This is a genomic window from Saccharomonospora sp. (genome assembly GCF_027317685.1).
Taxonomy (GTDB): Bacteria; Actinomycetota; Actinomycetes; order Mycobacteriales; family Pseudonocardiaceae; genus Saccharomonospora.
Genome location: NZ_DAHVQP010000022.1, coordinates 38,454 through 59,302, shown reverse-complemented (window position 1 = coordinate 59,302; position 20,849 = coordinate 38,454). Strand labels below are relative to the sequence as shown.

At 69.1% G+C, this 20,849-nt stretch carries 16 protein-coding genes and 1 pseudogene; 4 read left to right on the top strand and 13 right to left on the bottom strand.

The features are described from left to right. Window positions 1-78: 78 nt before the first annotated feature. The gene (locus M7H19_RS01940) at window positions 79-963 is read right to left on the bottom strand and encodes a hypothetical protein (RefSeq protein ID WP_298176287.1); all 885 of its coding nucleotides are present in this window, start codon (window positions 961-963) and stop codon (window positions 79-81) included. 300 nt (window positions 964-1,263) lie between these two features. On the opposite strand from M7H19_RS01940, the gene M7H19_RS01935 reads away from it, so the two are divergent. Further along, window positions 1,264-2,211, top strand: a complete 948-nt coding sequence (locus M7H19_RS01935; RefSeq protein ID WP_298176417.1) for a neutral zinc metallopeptidase — start codon at window positions 1,264-1,266, stop codon at window positions 2,209-2,211. Window positions 2,212-2,230: 19 nt separating this feature from the next. Here the strand turns inward: M7H19_RS01935 and M7H19_RS01930 are convergent, their stop codons facing one another. The 5 genes from M7H19_RS01930 to M7H19_RS01910 form a co-directional block, all read right to left on the bottom strand. Then, complete coding sequence (locus tag M7H19_RS01930; RefSeq protein ID WP_298176284.1) at window positions 2,231-2,659, bottom strand: hypothetical protein; 429 nt, start codon at window positions 2,657-2,659, stop codon at window positions 2,231-2,233. A gap of 150 nt (window positions 2,660-2,809) precedes the next feature. After that, on the bottom strand, window positions 2,810-3,937 hold the full coding sequence (locus M7H19_RS01925) for a potassium channel family protein (protein ID WP_298176282.1): 1,128 nt from the start codon (window positions 3,935-3,937) through the stop codon (window positions 2,810-2,812). Window positions 3,938-4,000: 63 nt separating this feature from the next. Continuing rightward, a complete protein-coding gene (locus M7H19_RS01920; protein WP_298176414.1) occupies window positions 4,001-7,228 on the bottom strand; it encodes an ATP-dependent DNA helicase in 3,228 nt (1,075 codons plus the stop codon). A gap of 71 nt (window positions 7,229-7,299) precedes the next feature. After that, window positions 7,300-10,518 (bottom strand): ATP-dependent DNA helicase, encoded by a 3,219-nt coding sequence (locus tag M7H19_RS01915; protein WP_298176280.1) that lies wholly within the window; start codon window positions 10,516-10,518, stop codon window positions 7,300-7,302. A 224-nt stretch (window positions 10,519-10,742) separates the two neighbouring features. After that, on the bottom strand, window positions 10,743-11,486 hold the full coding sequence (locus tag M7H19_RS01910) for a glycerophosphodiester phosphodiesterase family protein (RefSeq protein WP_298176278.1): 744 nt from the start codon (window positions 11,484-11,486) through the stop codon (window positions 10,743-10,745). A gap of 131 nt (window positions 11,487-11,617) precedes the next feature. On the opposite strand from M7H19_RS01910, the gene M7H19_RS01905 reads away from it, so the two are divergent. Both M7H19_RS01905 and M7H19_RS01900 read left to right on the top strand, forming a co-directional pair. After that, window positions 11,618-11,908, top strand: coding sequence for an MGMT family protein (locus tag M7H19_RS01905; RefSeq protein WP_298176276.1), 291 nt, complete (start codon window positions 11,618-11,620; stop codon window positions 11,906-11,908). A 37-nt stretch (window positions 11,909-11,945) separates the two neighbouring features. Then, the gene (locus M7H19_RS01900) at window positions 11,946-12,800 is read left to right on the top strand and encodes a siderophore-interacting protein (RefSeq protein WP_298176273.1); all 855 of its coding nucleotides are present in this window, start codon (window positions 11,946-11,948) and stop codon (window positions 12,798-12,800) included. Window positions 12,801-12,977: 177 nt separating this feature from the next. Here M7H19_RS01900 and M7H19_RS01895 read toward each other — a convergent pair whose 3' ends face one another. The 5 genes from M7H19_RS01895 to M7H19_RS01875 form a co-directional block, all read right to left on the bottom strand. Next, complete coding sequence (locus M7H19_RS01895; protein WP_298176270.1) at window positions 12,978-13,916, bottom strand: esterase family protein; 939 nt, start codon at window positions 13,914-13,916, stop codon at window positions 12,978-12,980. A gap of 408 nt (window positions 13,917-14,324) precedes the next feature. Next, complete coding sequence (locus M7H19_RS01890) at window positions 14,325-15,125, bottom strand: TIGR02569 family protein (protein ID WP_298176267.1); 801 nt, start codon at window positions 15,123-15,125, stop codon at window positions 14,325-14,327. A gap of 110 nt (window positions 15,126-15,235) precedes the next feature. After that, window positions 15,236-16,432, bottom strand: coding sequence for an adenylyltransferase/sulfurtransferase MoeZ (moeZ, locus tag M7H19_RS01885; protein ID WP_298176265.1), 1,197 nt, complete (start codon window positions 16,430-16,432; stop codon window positions 15,236-15,238). A 156-nt stretch (window positions 16,433-16,588) separates the two neighbouring features. After that, entirely contained in the window at window positions 16,589-17,644 is a 1,056-nt protein-coding gene (locus tag M7H19_RS01880; RefSeq protein WP_298176263.1) for a DUF3152 domain-containing protein, read from the bottom strand. 140 nt (window positions 17,645-17,784) lie between these two features. Continuing rightward, entirely contained in the window at window positions 17,785-18,828 is a 1,044-nt protein-coding gene (locus M7H19_RS01875; RefSeq protein WP_298176260.1) for an alpha/beta fold hydrolase, read from the bottom strand. Window positions 18,829-18,915: 87 nt separating this feature from the next. Between M7H19_RS01875 and M7H19_RS01870 the strand changes: the two genes are divergently transcribed. Further along, window positions 18,916-19,581: a TetR/AcrR family transcriptional regulator gene (locus tag M7H19_RS01870; RefSeq protein ID WP_298176257.1), complete on the top strand. Its 666-nt coding sequence runs from the start codon at window positions 18,916-18,918 to the stop codon at window positions 19,579-19,581. Between the two features lie 114 nt (window positions 19,582-19,695). On the opposite strand, the pseudogene M7H19_RS01865 reads toward M7H19_RS01870, so the two are convergent. Both M7H19_RS01865 and M7H19_RS01860 read right to left on the bottom strand, forming a co-directional pair. Then, window positions 19,696-19,893, bottom strand: a pseudogene (locus M7H19_RS01865) (alpha/beta fold hydrolase); the annotation flags it as partial. 29 nt (window positions 19,894-19,922) lie between these two features. Next, on the bottom strand, window positions 19,923-20,828 hold the full coding sequence (locus M7H19_RS01860) for a diiron oxygenase (RefSeq protein WP_298176254.1): 906 nt from the start codon (window positions 20,826-20,828) through the stop codon (window positions 19,923-19,925). Between the last annotated feature and the right edge of the window lie 21 nt (window positions 20,829-20,849).

Genomic DNA, 20,849 nt, shown 5'->3' with positions numbered 1-20,849 from the left:
ACCGTGCTCGTCGTCGACGTGCGGCACCGTGTTTCAACAATGCGAGGAATCACTCCCTGTGAGTGATGACACACAGGGTCATTTCATGCGGGCCGCTCTGGCGAGTTCGTCACCCAGCCCCTCCCGGCGCATGCGCTGATCGATGTAGAGCAACGCCGTGACGACCGAGAGGAAGGGCACTGTGACGGTGCGCGCGACAGCGCTGCCGAGTTCCCGGATCAGCAACTCCTCCGGCGTGTAACCACGCTCGAAGGCCTGCGGGTCGATCGCCATGCCGAACGGCAACTGGATCAGATACGAGAGCACATAGGTGATCAGCAGACCCGCGACGAGGACACCGAAGACCCGCCACCACGAACCCTGCACGAGAGCCACCGAACGGCGCAACGCCTCGGACAGACGTCCACGTTCGAGCACGAGCGCGGGCGTGGCGAGGCTGAGCAGGCCGTACAACCAGATCCCGGGGATGAGGAACAGGAAACTGCCGATCATGACGGCCGCCGTCACCACCACCGTCACGCCCAGCAGGGACAGCAGCCGCGGACGCAGCTCCTCCCACGCCTGACGCACCCCGATGGTCTGGCCCAGCACCGCCCTGCCCACCACGATGGTGAGCAGCCCCGCGAGGAACGTCTGAGTGACCAGTGTGATCAGTGCGAGGGCACCGAACTGCGGCATGCTGTCCTGCAGCTGGGCCATGGCCTGATCGAGTTGCTCCTCGGGCGGCGCGTCGGTGTCGATCACCGGCGCGGGCTCAGTGGCGTCGAACACCCACAGGTCGGCACCGAAGTAGATGACGGCGCTGAGCAGCGCGACCACGGCGGACAAACCGAACACCACACCCGCGTGCCTGCGCAGGGTGGCGACGGCGCCCTCCAGGATCTCTCCGAGCAACATCGGACGCAGTGGGATGACGCCCGGCGTGCCGCCACCTGACGGGGACCAACCTGTCGAGTCGGACATACCTCCATCCTGACGCCTGCCCTCCTCTGTGGCTCCGCCCGGGGTGCTTTGCACGGTTCGACCACCGTCGGTCGCCAACTCGCTATGCTGACTCTCGAGTTCCATACGACCCGCGGGGACGACGAGATGACACAGCCGCCGCCGGGACCGGGACCTTCAGGCCACGGTCACGACCCGCAGCAGGGCCACAACACTCCTGGCGCCCCGCGCGGCCGAGGTTCTTTCCCACCTCCCACCGGAGGACCTCGTCCACCGCGCAAGCCGGTGTGGCCACACGTGCTCGCCTACGGCGGCGGGGCGATGCTGCTGTCGCTGGTACTGGTGCTGGTGTACGTGTTCGCCACGGGTACCGACTCCTCCTCGGCTCACCACGAGCACCCGGACTCCGCGGCGCCCACGCCGACACCGTCGATCTCCGCCGACCCGAGCACCACGCCCGACACCACGACACCGAGCCCCACCCCCTCGGAGACGACCACCTCCCCCGCGGGCGGCGCGGCGGCACCGACCGAGCAGAGCGCACAGCCACAGAAGCTCTTCAAGCTCGGCGACCACCCGCTCCTGCAGAACCCGGACGCGGGCCTGGCCAACCGCGCCTGCCATCTACCCGGTTGGCAGAACACCCCCGAGGGGGCGAAAGCGTTCTTCACGGCAGCACAGAAGTGCCTCGACGCGGCCTGGGAACCGTTTTTGAGGGCGTATAACCTGCCGTTCACTCCGCCGAGGCTGCACTTCCCGTCGTCGGAGAGCTTCGACACCCAGTGCGGAACCATCAACGTCGGCATCGCGACGGCCGCCTACTACTGCGAGGGCGATCTCTACCTGCCGTTCGACGGATTGCAGACCGAGCAGTACGGCAACGCCCCGGGTGTCTACCTGGCGTTGTTCGCCCACGAGTACGGCCACCACGTGCAGGAGTTGGCCGGCATCATGGACGCGGCGTGGGAGCGGATCTACGCCGAGGGACAGGACAGCCCGGCCGGGCAGGAGATGTCGCGGCGCAAGGAGCTCCAGGCCCAGTGCTTCTCCGGGATGTTCCTGGGCGCGCACGTCGACCAGGGCGGCTCGATCACCCGCGAGATGTACAACGCGGCGTGGTACGACCAGGAGACCCGCGGCGACGACACGTCCGGCACCCGCGACCACGGCAGCAACGCCAACTACGCCAAATGGTGGCGTGCGGGTGCCTACGACAACCGCATCGTCGACTGCAACACGTTCACGGCACCCGCTTCGGAAGTGTCCTGACGAGAGCGAGCAGGGCTTCTCACGCCGCGACCAGACCGTGACGCGGCCCTCGGGCCAGCAGGAACGCGTAGGTGCCGCCCCCTACGCAACTGAGCATGAGCAACCCCAGCCCGACCGGGCGCCGCAAGTCGTTCACCCCGGGCGCGGTCGCGGCCAACCGCACCGGCACGGGACCGTCCGTCTCGGCCGGGTCGTCGGTCATCGCGATACGCACCTTCTCGTCCTGGTCGTGACCACAACCGCTCAGCGCGCCCTCGTGGGTGCGGCCTGCGAGTTCGAACTGCACGATCTCCTCGGCGTTCGGCTCCGAACACCCCACGGGTTTCGTCACCGTGGCGTCGAGGACGTGCCTGTCCTGCCCTCCCGGCGTCGGTCCGAACAACGACGGCCCCATCCACCATGCCCCGAGCAAGATCAGCAACCCCGTCACCGCGGCGACTCCGAGCACCTTCGGTGTCAGTGGCGGTATCGACCGTCTGTCTGGGTTTCCTGGCTGCGGCACAGCTCAATAGTTCCAGAACCTCAGACGGCTGCCCACCACACGGTGGCGGCGACGACCGTCGGCACTCGTCACACCCGTGTCCTGGCGTTCCGCGGCTCACGGTGTCCCCGAAGCGGTGTCCGCCGCGCCCTTCCCCCCGTCCTCGTCCGCGGGCTTGTGCTCTGTCGGCTTCCGCACGTACAGCAGTCGGTCACCGGGCCGCAGCACCTCCGTTCCGGTCTCCCCCATGCGGTGCAACCTGCCGTCCCGGACAAACCCGAGCACGATGTCGGACAGTTCTCGCGGGGACCTACCCTCCTCGGCCGGAACCACGGAACGCTCGTCGAGCACCAGTCCCGTCTCGGGTGTCAACAGGTCCTCGACCATGTCCACCACATGCGGGGCCACCGTCGCGATACCCAGCAACCTGCCCGCGGTCTCGCTCGACACCACCACCTGGTCGGCCCCGGACTGTTTGAGCAGCCGAACGTTCTCCATCTCGCGCAAGGCCACGAGGATGCGGGCCCGCGGCGCCAGCGCCCTCGCCGTGAGCGTCACCAGCACGGCGGTGTCGTCCCGATTCGGTGCGATCACCACCGCGCGTGCCCGCTGCACGCCCGCCACCCGCAGCACATCGGAACGCGTGGCGGAACCGTGCACCGTGACCAATCCCCGCGCATTGGCGGCATGGAGCGCCGCCTTGTCGGTGTCCACCACCACGATCTGATCCGGCTTGCCGCCCTTCTCGGCCAGGAAGGCGTCCACCGCCGAACGTCCCTTCGTCCCGAAGCCGACAACGATCAGGTGATCGTGCACTGTGCGCCTCCATCTGCGGATCCGGAACGCCTGCCGGGAACGCTCGGTCAACACCTCCAGGGTCGTCCCGATCAGCACGATCAGGAACAACACCCGCAGCGGGGTGACCAGGACGATGTTGACGAGCCGGGCCGTATCACTGGCCGGTGTGATGTCGCCGTAGCCGGTCGTGGACAACGACACGGTGGCGTAGTAGAAGCAGTCGAGCAGCGAGATACCGTCGCCGTTGGCGTCCCGGTAGCCCTCGCGGTCGACGTAGACCACGAACACCACGACCAGCAACGCCGCCAACGCGAACAGCACCCTGCGGCCGATGGCCCGCCCGGGTCCGATGGCGCGCGGGGGCATGCCGACCACGCCGACGAGTTCGTATCCCGGCCGGTCGGACAGCTGCTCGTCACCGGCGCCGAAGTTCCACGACCTCACCACGGCCACCTCACCACGGCCGCCTCAGCACGGCCGCCGCCGTGCGCAACCGGATGTCCGACGCTGTCACATCCGGTCGTTTTCCCGCATCGGCACCGTTCGAAGCAGCGCGCGTAACCCATCCGCGTCGGCGAGGTCGACCGGACGCACGGTGCGGTTCGCCCGCACGTAGTGGAACGCGGCCCGCACCTTCTCCAACGGCGCACCCGTCAGACTCGCCCACGCCAACCGGTAGGCGGCCAGCTGCACCGTCAACGCGGACATCCGATCGGCGTCGGGCAGCGCACCCGTCTTCCAGTCGACCACCGTCCAACCACCGTCCGGGTCGGCGAACACGGCGTCTATGCGACCGCGCACGGTGACCCCGTCGATGGCGGTGGAGAAGGGCACCTCGACGTCATGAGGCGTGCGCCGCGCCCACGGGCTGCGCTCGAACGCCTCCTTGAGCTCGTCCAGGTCGGTGGTGTCGGCGTCCTCGACATCGAGGTCGGCCGACCCTGGCAGATCGTCGAGGTCGAACAACTTGTCGCTCGCGAACCGGCGCTCCAACCAGCCGTGGAACTCGGTGCCCCGCCGCGCGTAGGCGTTGGGAGGAAACGGCAGTGGCCTGCGCAACCTGCGCGCGAGGTCCTCCGGCTGCCCCGCGAGGTCCACGAGCTGGCTCACGGACAGTTTGCCGGGCAATTCGATCTCGGCGTGCGGCTCCCGGGTACGCGCACGTTCGGCCAACAGGACGTCGGTGTCGCTCACCCAGTTGTCGGGATCGTCCTCCTCGCCCTCCGCGCCCTCGGCGCCCTCGGCGTCGGTTCCCGCTTCCAGCTCCTCCAGGGCTTCCAGAACCAGCCGTGCCCCCTCGTCCACCGCCGAACGTCGGGGACCCAGCGGGTCGATCGGCCATTCCGCCTCCCGGGCGACACCGGCCAACGGGTTGTCTCCCGGGTCGTCCTGCCAGTGCTCCACCACGCCGACGTCGGGATCGGCACGCACCTGCTCGACCACCTCGGTGAGGAACGGCGACGGCATCTTGGGTTCCGTGGCATTCGGGTCACCCCAGCGGTATCCGGAGACGAGCAGGCAGTGTTCGGAACGGGTCAGCGCCACGTAACACAGCCTGCGTTCCTCCTCGGCGTGCCGTTGCCTGAAGCTTTCCTCGTGGTCGGCCAACGCCTCCTCGACCTGCTTGCGGTCCTCACCACCGTGGAGAGCGAGCCGCGGCAGATCCTGTGCATCCCCCCGCAGCGCGGCGGGCAGCTCGGTGACCGTCTTCAACCACGACGACGTCTTGCGTTCGTTGGGGAACGTCTTGTCCACCAGGTGCGGCACGGCCACGATGCGCCACTCCAGGCCCTTGGCGGAGTGCACGGTGAGCACCTGCACCCGGTCGGGGACGACCTCCACCTCGCCGGGTTCGAGTCCGTCCTCGGCCCGAGTAGCGGCAGCAAGGTAGTCGACGAACGACAGCAGCGTGGCCGTCGGGGAGTTCTCGGCGTAGTCGTTGACCACGTCGGCGAACGCGTCGAGGTGCGCTCGCCCCACCGCGCCCGGCCTGGCCAGCGCCTCCACATCCAGCAACATGGTGCGCTCGACGTCGGCGACCAGCTCGGGCAACGGCTGATCCATCCGGCGGCGCAGCGTCCCGAGTTCCTGGCTCAACCGCCGGATGCGGGCGTAGCCCTCCTCGGAGTAGCGGGAGGGGTCACCGGGGTCGTCGAGCGCGTCCACGAGCCCGGCCTGCTCGGCGCGTTCGGCCACCATGACGTCGTCGGCGGCCGACAGTTCTCCCGCCCGGCGCCACAACGCACCCAGATCGGCGGCGCCCAACCGCCAACGCGCACCCGTCAGCAACCGCGCCGCGGCCGTGCCCGACAGCGGTTCGGCCAGCACCCGCAGAGTGGCCACGAGATCGGCGACCTCCGGCTCGTCGAGCAGTCCGCCGAGCCCCACGACCTCCACCGGCAACCCGCGTTCCCGGAGCGCGGCGGCGATGGGTGCCATGTCAGCCCGCCTGCGCACGAGCACGGCGGCGGTCGGCGCGGTTCCGGTGGCGTCCCGCTCGGCGAACCAGCGTTCGGCGATGCGGTCGGCGACCCATTCACGCTCACTCGCCACATCCGGCAACAGAGCCACGCGGATGTCGGCGGGACCGGCGTCGTCGCGCGCCCGGAGCTCTCGCACGCCGAGCCCTTTCGCGCGCAGCGGCTCGGCGACGACGTTGGCGAGGGTGAGCACCTCGGGCGGGTTGCGGAAACTCGTCAACATGCCGTACTCACGCGCCGGTACCGGCCGGCCGGTGTCCGCGTCGACGCGCGGGAAGTCGGTGGTGAACCTCGGCAGATTGGCCGCACTCGCGCCACGCCAGCCGTAGATCGCCTGAGCCGAGTCCCCCACCGCGGTGACCGGCACGGGATCGGCACCGCCGAACAGGGCCCGCAGCAGCACCCGCTGGGCGTGCCCGGTGTCCTGGTACTCGTCCAACAACACGGCGCCGTAGCGGGCCCGTTCGGCGGCCACCACATCGGGCTGGGTCTCGGCGAGCCGCGCCGCCAGGGACATCTGGTCGGCGAAGTCCAGCGCTCCCTCGGCCCGCTTCCGCTGTTCGTAGGCCCTCACCAGCGGCAACAGCTGCAGTCGCAGACGTTGCGCGGCCACGGTGTCGAGCAGTTCCTTCTTCGGTTTGGCCCGCTGGCCCTTCGCCCGCGGCGCGTTCTCCACCAGCCCGCAGAACCACTCCGTGTACTCGTGCAGCTGCTCCGGCGTCACCAGGTGCTCACCCAGCTCGCCCGCCAACGCCAGGACGTGTTCGGTGACCGTCATGGGTGCCTTGTCGGTGTCGAGGTCGGCGTCCCACGACGACACCACTCGATACGCGAGCTGCCACGACGCGGTCTCGGACAGGATGCGCGCCCCCGGCTGCACCGGCAACCGCAGCCCGTGCTCGGACAACAACCGCCCCGCGTAAGCGTGGTAGGTGAGCACGGTCGGTTCGCCCGAGGCGACCGCGAGCCTGCGTTGCCCGCTCGAGTCCACATCGTCCAACAGCCCGGACCCCGCCAACCTGCGCAGACGTGCGCGCACCCGATCGGCGAGCTGGCGCGCGGCCTTGCGGGTGAAAGTCAACCCGAGCACACGTTCGGGCGTGACCAGCCCGTTGGCCACCAACCACACCACACGCGCGGCCATCGTCTCGGTCTTACCCGCGCCCGCTCCCGCGACCACGAGCGCGGGTTCCGGTGGAGCGGCCACCACAGCGGCTTGCTCGGGTGTGGGCGTGGGCAGCCCCAACGCCTCGGCGATGTCTGCCGGGGAGACCGTCCTCGCCGTACTCGCAGCACTCGCCGCCGTACTCGCCGACTCCTGAACCCCGGTCACGGTCCCGTCACCTGCCTGCCCTCGGGGCGCAGCGGACACGCCGACCGACAGGGGCACCGGGAACAGTCCACGTTCTCCCGCACCGGGTACGTCGGCCCGGCCGTGTCGACTGCGGCCTTGCGCACCTCGTTCAGCCACCGCCGTGCCGCCTCGTCGTCCAATGCGGGCTGTTCCCGCACGGTGGCGCCGGTCTTGGTGTTGGGCTTGCCGACGTACAGCAGCCGCGCCCCACCGGTTCGTCCCTCGTGACCGGCGAGAGCGCCGAGCAGGGTGGCGAGTTGGTAGGCCGCCAGTTGCGGGTGCTCCGCCGCGACGTCCTTGCTGACGGGACTCTTGCCCGTCTTCAGGTCGATGACCACGGGCCTGCCCTCCGCGTCGAGTTCCAGGCGGTCGATTCGGCCCGTCAACGCCACGGTCGGCTCCCCCTCGGCGGCGGGCAGGACCACGCGCATGTCCTGCTCCACGGCGTACTGGGTGAGCTCGGACCGGCTCTGCCGCAGCCACGTCAGGAAGCTGCGCACCATGCCCTCCACCCGAGTGCGTTCCTTACGGGAGAACCACGGCGCTCCGGCGTCCACTTTGGCCCATGCCTCGTCGAGTTCCTTCCACAGGGTCTGTTCGTCGGCTCCCTCGGCCGCGGCCTGGGCCAGGGCGTGCACCAACGTCCCAGTGACGGCCGAGAGCTGCGCGGGATCGGTTCCGCCGTGTCGTTCCAGAAGCCACCGCAGAGGACATTTCACCAGCGTGTCCACAACAGACGGTGAGACGCGAATGGTCTCGTCGGCCTCCCGCAGCGGTCGATCGCTGGAGCTGCCCACGAGCCCGTACCACTGGGCCGGATGCGCGCCCGGCACGCCGTCTTTCGCCAACCGCGCGAGCTGCCGCGCGGCGAGCCCCCGACGACGCGGGTCCAGCTCGGCGTCCGTGACCGCGGCGCGGAGCTCACCCACCAGCTCCGCCAGCGTCAGACCTCGCTCCCTCGGAGCCGAACGCACCTCGGAACCGGCCTCACGCGCGCTCTCGACACCGTCGTCGACCAGGTCGTCGAAGAACCGCGAAGGCTGTTCGTCCTCCCCCTGGACCGCGCTGACCAGCAGCGTATGCCGGGCCCGACTCGCGGCGACGTAGAACAACCGCCGCTCCTCGGCCAACAGCGGTGCCGTGGCGGACACGGTCGACATGGCCTCCGAGTCCACACCGGACAGAAGGTCGACGAGGCGTTCGACACCGAGCACCGAACCCCGTAACCGCAGGTCGGGCCACATGCCCTCCTGCAACCCCAACACCGCCACCACCGACCACTCCCGGCCGGCGGCGGCATGGACGGTCAGCAGCGACACACCCGTACCCCGGATGGCGACCGGCGCGAGGCTGTCACCCGCGATGTGCTGGGACGACAGGTACTCGACGAAGCCGAGCACACTGGCCCTCGGCAACCTGTCGACGTAGCGGCGCGCCGCGTCGAACAACGCCACCACGGCATCGAGGTCCTGGTCGGCGCGGGCGCCCAGACTCCCGCCCCTGGCCGCCTGCGTCACGAGTCGCTCCTGCAACCCGCTGGCCTCCCACACCCGCCACAGCACGTCCTCGACCCCGGCACCGGAACGCACCGCCTCCCGGGCCGTGGCGAGCAGCCGACCCACCCTGCGCACGGGCGCCGCCTCCGCGTCGGCGAGGCCCGCCAGCACATCGCCGTCGCGCAACGCCTCCACCAACAACTCGTCACTCGATCGTTCTCCGCCCGCCACGAGCTCCAACCGGCGCAGCCCACGACGCAACCTGCGCAGGGCGAGCGGGTCGGCGCCCCCGAGCGGCGACGACAGCAGCATCTCCGCCGTCTCGGCGTCGAGCACTCCGGGATCAGCGGCCGCCCACAACACCGTCAGCAGCGGCCGCACACCCGGCTGGCGCGCCAGCGGCAGCTCCTCGGTGACCGTGGCGACGGGAATCCCGGCCAGCATCAGCGCCCGCTGCAGCACCGGCAACGACTGCGACACCGACCGCATCAGCACAGCCATCTGCGACCACGGCACACCTTCGAGCAGGTGGGCGCGGCGCAATTGGTCGGCGATCCACGCCGCCTCGGCCGCCGGGGTCGGCGACAACCTCGTGCGCACCTTCCCCTCGCGTCCCCGGGCCGGGGCGGGCGCCGAGACACGGTGGGCGAACGTCCCGGGCAGGGTCGCCGCGATCCGTCCCACGGCCTCGTGCACGACGGGCCCGAGCCGGTGGGACCGAGACAGAACGACGGTGCGGTCTCCGTCCGGGTCGGCGTCGGCGAACAACCCTGGGTCGGCACCTCGGAAGGAGAACACGGCCTGGTCCGGATCGCCGGCGAGCACGGCGTCGGAGGCCGTGTCCGCCAACAGCCGCACCAGGCGGTACTGCAGCGGGTCGAGGTGTTGTGCGTCGTCCACGAACAGGTGCCGCACACGGCCTCGTTCCCCGGCGAGCAGCTCGGGGTCCCCCTCCAGTTCCACGAGCGCGCTGGCGACCAGCTCGGCGGCGTCGAGCGCGGGCGCTCCCGGCTCCCCGACCGCGTTCCCTCCCATGCCCTGCAACAGGGTGACTTCCTCGTACTGGCTCCAGAAACGGCCCGCGGCCACCCACTCGTCCCGGCCCTGTCGGTGCCCCAATTTGATGAGGTCCTCGGGACCGAGTCCCCGTTCGGCGGCACGTAACAGCAGGTCGCGGAGCTCCTCCGCGAATCCGGGGATAGCCAGCGCCGGTCGCAGTGGTTCGGGCCAATCCGGCGCACCGCGTTCGAGGTCGCCCGCGAGCAGTTCGCGCACCACGACGTCCTGTTCGGGCCCCGACAGCAGGCGCGGAGCGGGCCTGCCGTCGCGCGCGGCCTGCCGTCGCAGGACCGCGAAGGCGTAGGAGTGCACGGTACGGACGAGGGGTTCGCGCACCGTGCGGACCTCGCCCGCGCGCTTGCCGCCGTGGCCGGTGAGTCTTCTGGTGATGTCCGCGCGCAGGGCGTCCGCCGCCTGACGGGACGCCGTGAGCACGAGCACGCTCTCCTCCTCGGCGCCTTCGGCGATCCGAGCGGCGGCCGTGGCGGCGAGCAGCGTGGTCTTCCCCGTGCCCGGCGCGCCGAGCACACGCACGAATCCGCGTGGTTCAGCCAACAACCACCGGGCGCCGTCGTCCCACGTCTGTGGTGGAACCGGCTGCTCCGGGGTCCGCACGAGTCGTGCCTGAAGTCCGCTCACGATCCGATGGAATCATGCCGACCCGGCGGATCCGCGCAACCTGGCCGCGAGTGTTGCGCACCCCCGCAATCGTGTCCGCAGTCTGCGTAGCCGTGTCCGCAACCTGCGTAGTCGTGTCCGCAGTTCCCGTAGTCCTCAGGCCCGCCGAACGCCGTGAAGGCGCCGCGACGAGCCCTGAGCCGCCCGTCCGCGTGCCGGAAGTCACCCGAGACGAGGACCACGCCTTACACCGATACGCGTGGCCGCACGCCTTCGAAGATCACATTCGCGCCGTACCGGAGGGCGCTGTCACACTGCCGCTCCGTCCGCACTGTCCACAACAGTAGCGGGACCCCGAGCTTCCGACGCCACCACGACACGACGCCGCTCGGCATCGACTCGACGTCGAACGCCAGGAAGTGCGGCCGGGTGACGGCGTTGAGAACCATGCTGCGCAACAACACCTTCTGCGCCCACGGCATCTTCTGCTCTACAAAGGACTCAGCGATCTGGCCGCGCAACACGTGGGGTTGCTCCCGCCGGAACCATCCCACCACCCGCGGATCGAACGACTGCACCGCCACGGGCCCTGAGTAGTCACGCAACAACGCCGTCACGGCGAGGCCGACCCGTGCCGCGGGAGTGCCCGGCTTGATCTCGATCAGCACCGGTGCCCGCCCGGCCACGAGGTCGAGGACGTCGTCGAGCAAGGGAACGGTGGCATCGGTGCCGAGAAGTGGCAGGCGTGCCATCTCCCTCGCGGCCATCGTGGCGATACGACCATCCGTCCCGGTCATCCGCACGAGATCGGCGTCGTGCATGACGATCAATCTGCCGTCCGAGGACGTGTGGACGTCCAACTCGATGCCGTAACCAGCGTCCAGCGCCGCCTCGAACGCCGGCATGCTGTTCTCCGGACGGCGTTCGTCGTGTAGTCCTCGGTGCGCGATCGGGGTGGTCAGCAGCCAATCGCCGTTCGTTCCGTCCACTTGTCCGCCTTCCCGTGGTCCGGGCCAACATAACTAAAGGCCGAAACCTCGGACGGCGGCTGTCGGAGGGGCCGGAGGGGTCAGAGGGGTCGGAGGGTTACTGTCGTCGCGCTCACCCGAACGGGAAGGTCATGGACGAGGAACTGCACGAACGAATCCGCGACGTGGTGGCGTCGGTGCCGGAGGGCACTGTGGCGACCTACGGCGACGTGGCGGCGGTCGCCGGTGCGACCACGCCGAGGCTGGTGGGCAGGGTGTTGGCGGAGGACGGCCACGACCTGCCGTGGCATCGGGTTCTGCGGGCCGACGGCACGCCCGCGCCGCACCTGGCGAGGGAGCAGCTCGCGCGGCTGCGGGCCGAGGGGGTGCTTGCCGACGGGCGTCGGGTCGACCTCGGGAGATTCCGCTGGCGCCCTTCATAGGGTTTCGCTATTGGCCCCCATAGGTTAGCCTAGCCTAATGACCACCGAGGCGACTCGGCCACGCCTGGCCTACCTGAGCGCGCACGTGCGTCACGTGCGCAGGCTTACTCCCCGACTGGTGCGTGTCACGTTCGCGGGCGCCGATCTTCACGAGTTCGTGGACTCAGCCCCCGATCAGTACGTCAAGGTGTTCTTCCCCGTACCCGGCACACGTACACCGCAGCTTCCTCCGCCGCTGACGGACGACGGGATGTCCTGGTACCGGCAGTACCTGAACATGCCCGACGACGTGCGGCCCTCGATGCGGACGTACACGGTCCGGGCCAGCAGACCCCACGTGGGCGAGCTCGACATCGACTTCCTGCTGCACGACAACGCGGGCCCCGGGTCCCGTTGGGCCGCGTCGGCCGAGCCCGGCGACGAGGTCGCGCTGCTCGGCCCCTACGGGCTGTACGACGTGCCGGCCGGGACGTCGTGGCAGCTTCTCGTCGGCGACGAGTCGGCCGTGCCCGCCATCGCCGCGATCTGCGAACAACTACCCGCCTCCGCCGTCGTGACCGTCTTCGTGGAGGTCGCCGATTCCACCGACGAGATCCCGCTGAGGCGACCCGGCGGCGAACACGTCGACGTGCGGTGGGTGCATCGTGGCGACGCGCTCGTGGGTGAGGCCGTGTTGGCCGCCGTGCGGGAGGCGACGTTGCCCGAGGGCGAGCCGTACGCGTGGATCTCCGGCGAAGCCGACCTGGTCAAGCGCATCCGCCGCCATCTCGTGCGCGAACGCGGTGTCGACAAGCGCCACATCACGTTCACCGGCTATTGGCGTCGGGGACGCAGCGAAGAGGCCGCGGGCCGAGAGCAGCTACTCGAGTACGATCGCGCCACCGCGCGGTAGTGGGCACCGGCCGACGCACCCGTGTCCCTGGAGCCGGCCGGGTCTCGCAACGGTTGTCTCCGCGCCCACCGCGAACGGACCTCGCCCGTCGCCGTGCCGCTTTTGTCGGGCTCGTCTCGCCGGGCGGCTCCGGTCTTTACAAGCCACCCGGCGAACCGTCTTCTTCGGACCGCGCCCTCAGGCGGCTTTACGCAACCGCGCGATGACGCCGTTGATGTCCGCTTCGAGCAGGTGCGGTCGCACGAAGTGGCCGCCCGGCTCCTCGTGCGCTTCGTAGGGGATCCCGGCCGCGTCGAGACCGGCACGGAACTCGCGCTGGCCGACGAGCACCTGCCACTCGGTGACCATGTCGACGATGTTGAGGAACTCCGGGCTGTCACCCGCGGCCAGGAAAACCCGCTTGTGCCGGTAGCTTTCGATACGCTCCACCGGGTTGTCGGCGGTGACCTTGGCCTCGTCCCACAACGGTGCGCCGTACACCGTGCCGCCGCCGAGTTCGGCCACGGCGGCCGACGCGTTGATGTAGTGCCCCAAGAGGCCGCCCTCGCGCCGGAGGCTGGCCGGACCCGAATGCGAGCTGACCGACGCGAAATGGCCGTAGTACTTCGCCGCGTACTTGAGTGCGCCGAAGCCGCCCATGGAGAAGCCCGACACAGCGCGCCCGTCGTACTCGGCGTAGGTCCGGAAGTTGGCGTCGACCCACGGCAGCAGCTGGTGGATGTGGAATTTCTCCCAGTTACGCGGCCCCACATTGGTGGAGGCCGGGTTGGAGTACCACCCCGCCCCTCCGCCGTCCGGCATGACGACGATGAGTGGCTTGCCGGCGGTCATGGCGCGGATGCCGAGCCTGTCGAACTCGATGAAGTCCTGAAGGCCGCCATGAAGCAGGTACAACACCGGGTATCGGCGGCCGCTGGTGTGGTAGTCGTCGGGCAGCAGGACGTTGACACCGGGATTCCACCCGATCTCCGGGGTCTGAAACCGGTAGTACCACATGCGCGGGTCGTCGGTGTTCTGCTCGACGATCGTGAGGACCGCCGCGTGTGCCGCGGGCGCGGCGAAGGTCGCTCCCCCGAGCGCGACGGCGGCGGTGAGGCCACCGGCCGTTTTCAGCATGCTCCTTCGATTCAGACGACGATCACGCATGGGCGAGGCTCCTGGTTTATCCGCTATCGGGTTGTGTGTCCGGTGGGAATTTGCCACCACTCGCCCCGCTGCGGTAGTCCGTCGCCTGACTTCACCGTCTTTCGTATGTGGTCGAAGCCGCCGGATGGCCGATGAGGTTGCGCCGGCCGCATCCGGTAGAAAGTCTGGTCACGCGATCGCCCCGTGACGGGAGCACGAGAACTCGACCAGGACGGAAACAAGTACACAAAGGACCGTCGCTGGGTATGGACCGCATCGGCGCGGACTTCGACGCACTCCGATTCGGAAGAGTTCTCGGGAAGGATTCGAGCGACCAGGTCACGCTCGACCGCACTCGATGACACCGCCGCGCGTCACGGACGGTCGGCCTCGGTGGGCCTACAACAGTTCGGTGACCTCGCTCGCGGCTCGACGCAGGCCGTCGAGCGAGGTGACCCCGGCGTCCGGGTGCAACGCGTGCCAGGCGAGTCGGAACAAAGTGGCCCGCAACAGCAACTGCGGCCACACGGGCAGGTGCGACCAGCGGCGCAGCAGGGCGCCGTCGGCACCGCCCCACGCCACCGCGTCCACCGCGGCCACGGCCGCGCCCCATTCGGCGGGCCGGAAATGTGGAATGAACCCCACCAGTCCCGGCGGCTCATCACCGTCGAACAGCAACGTGCCGAACAATTCGGCGTGCACGAGCTGGTCCGGGGCCGAGATCGGGCGGCGCGAGAGCGCGAGGATCTCGAACAATCGGCCGCCCTTGACCTCGTCCAGGTCGTGGTGTTCCTCGCCCCACGCGAGCCGCTCGGCGACGGCGAAGGCGTCTCGACGGGCGTCCAGGAACTCCGGGCGAGGAAGGTGCGCGGTCGCCTGATGCAGCTTCACGGCCGTGAGCACGGTGTCGTCCGGTCGGTGTTCCACCGAACCGGAGACGTGGCGTCTGGCCCGCCATCCGGCGACCACCCACCGGCCGTCACTGGCCCCGATCGGCCGCGCTATCCGCAGGTCGGGAATGTCCAAAGCGGCCATCGTGCGACTCAGCCACGCAGCCTGCGCGCGATCGCGCACCGGCTCCAGCACCACGTCCCCGAAGCGCCAACCCGATCCGTCGGCGCTGGGTTCGACATCGTCGGTGTCGAAGGTGTTCAGCCCGAATGCCCGACGAACGTGTTCCGGCGGTGGTCCCTGGCTCACGTCGCGCACGGTACCTCACGCCGACCGTATTTGTAGCCCGCTTCGTGGCCCGCTCGGCCGTGTCCACGGTCTTCGCGGGGACTTCGCGCGGCTTCGCGGGCCCGGGGGCTTCAGTACGTCGGCAAGCTCGGGTCCATCTGCCGGGCCCAGGCGAGGACTCCGCCACCGAGGTGCGTGGCGTCACGGAAGCCCGCCTTGTGCAGTGCCGCCAACGCCTCGGCCGAACGCGCGCCGGACTTGCAGTGCAGCACGATGGGTTTGTCTTGCGGCAGTTCTGCCAACGCCTCGCCCGAGAGGATCCGGTCCTTCGGGATCAGCTTGGCGCCCTTGATGTTGACGATCTCGTACTCGTGCGGTTCGCGGACGTCGATGAGTTCGAAGTCCTCGCCCGCGTCGAACTTCGCCTTCAGCTCGTTCGGCGTGATCGTGTGATCGGACGCCGCCTGCTGCGCCTCGTCGGACACCACACCGCAGAACGCCTCGTAGTCGATCAGCTCGGTGATCTTCGGCGTCTCCGGGTCCTTGCGGATCTTGACCTCGCGATACTTCATCTCCAGCGCGTCGTACGTGACGAGCCTGCCCAGCAGCGGCTCGCCGATGCCGGTGATGAGCTTGACCGCCTCGGTCACCATGATCGAACCGATGGACGCGCACAGGATGCCGAGCACGCCGCCCTCGGCGCACGACGGCACCATCCCGGGTGGCGGCGGTTCGGGGTAGAGGTCCCGGTAGTTGAGGCCCTGACCGTTGGGCGCGTCCTCCCAGAACACGCTCACCTGGCCCTCGAACCGGAAGATCGAACCCCACACGTACGGCTTGCCGAGCAGCACGGCCGCGTCGTTCACAAGATAACGGGTGGCGAAGTTGTCGGTGCCGTCGAGGATCAGATCGTACCCGCGGAAGACGTCGAGTGCGTTGTCCCGCGTCAGTTGCTCTTGGTGGATGACGAAGTTGACGAGCGGGTTGATCTCGGCGACCGATTCCTTGGCCGACACGGCCTTGGGCTTGCCGAGGTCGGACACACCGTGGATCACTTGACGCTGCAGGTTCGATTCGTCGACCACGTCGAAGTCGATGACGCCGAGCGTGCCGACTCCGGCCGCGGCCAGGTACAACAGTGCGGGACTGCCGAGCCCTCCGGCGCCGATGACCAGGACCTTGGCGTTCTTCAGCCGCTTCTGCCCGTCCATGCCGACGTCGGGGATGATGAGGTGACGGCTGTAGCGCTCGACCTCTTCCTTGGTGAGTTCGGCGGCCGGCTCGACGAGCGGCGGCAGAGTGGCCTTCCCGCCCTCTGTACCTGACATCAGTCCTCCATCTCGCGCGTGTCGCGGTCTCACCATCTATAACCGCACGAGCTCCCCCGATCTTCCCGCGTCCACATCGTGGACGGGCGTGACAGGGATGAAGGTCCGCCGCTATCGGGTCGGTCGCCGTCGGGCACCGCCGGCCGCCGCAGGTCGTCAGTCGTCGCTGTCGGGCTGGGGGTTGGGCCAGGGATTGGGGCGACACACCTTGCCGTCGGCGGGCACGGTACCGACGTCACCGCCGTGGTCGTCGTTGAGCATCGCGACGTAGTCGTTGGCGACACCGAACGTCTGCTGCATCATCACGGGCGCGAGCGCACCGTCCTCCGGGCAGCCGACGTGGCCGCTGCCCAGCGCGTGTCCGACCTCGTGGTTGATGACGTACTGCCGGTAGCTGCCTAGGTCTCCGTTGAACGCCATGGCGCCGCGCACCCAGCGGGCCAGGTTGATGACGACGCGGGAACCGTCGGGTGTGGCCAATCGGCACGACGACTCGTACCCGATCGCGGTGCCACACAGCTTGCCCGAGGTCTCGGGCGAGGCGAGGCTGACTTGGAAGTCCGGATCGGGATGGGTCTCGTCCACCCGTTTGAGGGATACGTCACCGGTGCCGACCCAGCTGCGCTTGTCGGACAGGGTGCTTTCGACGGCAGCGGCGAAGCTGTCGTCACCGGCGTAACTGGCCGGGTCGAGCCCGTCCTCGACCTCGACGGTGTAGGTCCACAACGGTCCGGAGTCACCGGCCTGTTTGCCGCTTCCCTCCCCCAACGGCACCACATGCCAGGTGCCCTCTCCGGTTTGGGAGTAGTCACCGCCTTCGGGCAGTTTCGCGGTCGGGATGTCGAGGTCGACGGGTTCGGCCGGGACCTCGGTGGCCACCGGATCGGGTCGCTCGTCGGCACTGTCGCTCGGCGCGTCATCGGCTGCGATGTCGCTGTCGTCCGCACCGGATCCGCGCGTGGTGTCGAACACGACGAGCACGGTGACGACGAGCAGGATGGGCACGAGATAGGCGCGCCAACCGAAGGTCGCGGTGAGTTTCCTCAGACCGGTGGCCTTGGACTGACGCGCTTTCGTGTTCTCGGCGGGCCGCCAGGACGCCCGTAGAGGCTCGGCCGAGCGGCGTCTACGGTCGGCTCGGGACTCCTCCTCGTCGTCCGATAGCGGTTCGTTGTTCTCGCCACGGGCAGCAGCAGGGTCGAGACCGGACATCGCAACGTCCCGGTCTTCTTTTCGTGCTCCTTCTGTTACCCGATCCACGACTCTCAGAGTGCCACATCAGCTCGATCGGGTCCGCTTGTACCTCGACACATTCGACCTATCACGTGTCACCCGAACGGACTAGCAAACACTCACCAGCGTCCCTCCTCGACGCTCTCCCACATACCGAGCACGGCCTTGGCCACGGTCGTGGGTCGCTCCATCTGCGCCACGTGCCCCGTTCTGGGGAGCACGAACAACCGCGCACATGGGATGAGGCGAGCGGTTCGGGGAGCCCGGCGCACGGAGATGACCCGATCGTGGGTGCCCCAGACCACGAGAGTCGGGGCGCTGATCCGTGGCGCCACCGACCACAACGACTCGTCGCCCCGGGCGAACCAGGTGCGGAAGATCTCCAGTGTGCTGAGCGCCATGGCACGTTGGGCCCAGACGTGAGCGGCGCGCGCACCGTGTTCCTCGACGAACTCGTCGAAGCGACGGTCGGGCACCGACGCCGGATCGGCGAAACAGAGCCGGAGGACCTGCTCGGCCCGTTCCCGTGGGGTCATCGCCGCCAGGGTTCGCCGGACCCGCTTACCGATCACCGGCAGGTACGCCAGCGGAAGCCGGGGTTCCGCCAACCTGCGCGGGTCCGGCCGCCGGTCGGGCACCGCGGGCGAGATGAGCGTCAAGGTGCGCACGAGTTCGGGCCTGCGTGCGGCGACGAGCATCGCCACCGCGCCCCCCATCGAGTTACCGAGCAGGTGCACAGGGGCCTCGGTGTGCTCGTCCAGGTAACCGGCCAGCACCTCGGCGTGCGAGGAGAGGCTGAACGAGAATCCGTCCCGCGGCTCGGAGAGCCCGAATCCGGGGAGGTCCGGCGCGTGTCCGGCCGCGTGCGGGGCGAGCAACCTGCCGAGATCCGTCCAGTTCGTGGCGGAACCGCCGAGGCCGTGCACGTACACGGCCGAGGCGGAGCGAATCCGCGTCTCGTCGGCGCCGTCCGTGAGGCGCTCCGTGTGACGGACGTGGAGTGTGAGGTCCCCGACCCGACGCCGCTCCCCCGGCCAGGGTCCGGCGGTCAGGTCCAGTTCCGGCAGAGGCGTGCTCGACAGCGGTACGTGCGTGAGTGGCGGACGGGAGGTCGGGAGAGCCGGTGTCGAGCTGTCGGGTGAACTGTTCAATGTCTCGGGCACGGTTCCAGCATGCCCGACACGTAGCGTTTGGCATGCAGTACATACCCACGAGTAGTGTGCGGTGGGAAGTATGACCGGAGGGCGGGGATGATGGACACGGAGCAGGCGCAACCACAGCTTTCGAGCCAGGACGGCGACTCGGCACCGCTTGGCCGTGGGGTACGACTCCCCCGGACCGAGCGCCGCGCGCAGCTGCTGGCGGCCGCGCAGGAAGTGTTCGCGGCCAACGGCTACCACGCGGCGGCCATGGACGACATCGCCGAGCGCGCCGGTGTCAGCAAGCCCGTGCTCTACCAGCACTTCCCCGGCAAGCTCGACCTCTACATCGCCCTGCTGGAAAGTCATGTCGACACCCTGGTGTCGACCGTGCAACAGGCACTGGGGTCCACGACGGACAACAAGCAGCGGGTGAAGAACGCGGTGGGCGCGTTCTTCGAGTTCGTCAACAACGACGCGGGCGCGTTCCGCATGGTGTTCGAGTCCGACCTGCGAGGGGAGCCCGCGGTGCAGGAGGCCGTGGACCGGGCGACCTCGGCCAGCGTCGACGCGATCACCGAGACGATCACCGCGGACGCGGGACTCGACGAGGAGAAGGCTCGGTTGCTGGCCGTGGGGCTGGTGGGAATGAGCCAGGTCAGCGCGAGGTTCTGGCTGGCCAACAGCTCGATGCCGTTGGAGGAGGCCGTGGCGCTGACCTCGACCTTGGCGTGGCGCGGGATCGGCGCGGGCTTCCCGCTGTCCGGCAGGGACTGACCGGACAGCGGGTCGACGGTCGTTTCCCGGCTACCCGGTCACTACCCGGTCACACCGCCGTGAGCGGCACAGAGCGGTGATGTGTTCGGCCACGTCGTGTGCGCGCTCCTGCGGCAACATGTGTCCCGCGTCCGGGTACAGCACCAGTCGGCCGGTTCCCAGTTCGTCGGCGAGGCGGTCGATGGTCGCCGTCCCGCGTTCGGCTGGTGCCGATTCACCGTGCCCGCGCAGGTCGTAGCGCACACGGCGCACGTCTTTCGGGAGCAGGTCGACGACGCGGTCCCAGGTCCGACGATCCTGTGTCCACCCGTGGCCGTCCCCTGTGACGAACCAGTGCATGCTCACTTGTCCGCAAGCAGGAACGACCGGCGCCACCACGGCATTCCGGGCCCTCCGACCAACCCGACCTCGTCGAGGAAACCCATGATCCGCTCCCCGAAGTAGCGGATGGTCCCCTGCCAGTGCGGGTTGTTCATGGCCGCCCGGTAGCCCTCCTTCGGGCTGATGCCGACGGCCTTGTAGACGGCCGGGTTCACGAGGCTGCGGGTGACCTCGTGGGAGACCACGGCGAGCAGCCACTGCTGGTAGGCCCGCTCGGGTCCGCGCAGCTTCGCCACGCCCCGCCGCACCTCTTCACGCGCGAAGGTGACGTGCCGCGCCTCCTCCAGTACGTGGATGCGGTTGACCATACGCACGAGCGGCTGAATCTGCGGGTCGTTCATCTGCTCGCGCTGCAACCGGTCGAGGATCTCCTCCGCGACGAGGATCGCCCCGTACATGGCCGGGCCGTAGGCGAGGACGTTCAGCAACTTGCCCATCTGCCTGCGCCAGGCGACCGGCCCGTAGTGCGGGCAGCCGAGGCGATCGCTGAAGCGGGCGAACATGGTGGAGTGCCGGCATTCGTCGGCGATCTCGGTGAGCGCGTACTGGGCGAAGCCGGTAGTGGGGTCGGTGTTGTAGACCTCCTTGAGCAGCATCTGCATCAGCAGCACCTCGAACCAGATGCCGTTGGTGGCGATGCTGGCGGCTTCGTGCTTACCGAGCTCGATGCGCTGTTCCGGCGTCAGCCGCTCCCAGAGCGCGGTGCCGTAGAGGGAGGTGCGTTCCTCGGGGATGTAGCGCTTGCCCTCGACGAGAGGCGCGTCCCAGTCGATGTCGATCTCGGGATCGTAGAACTTGTTGGCCGACGACCTCAGCAGCCGTTGCGCGGTCTTTTCGCGGGTCGCCTCTGTCACGGCACGCGTCATCGCGGCCCACCACCTTCCACG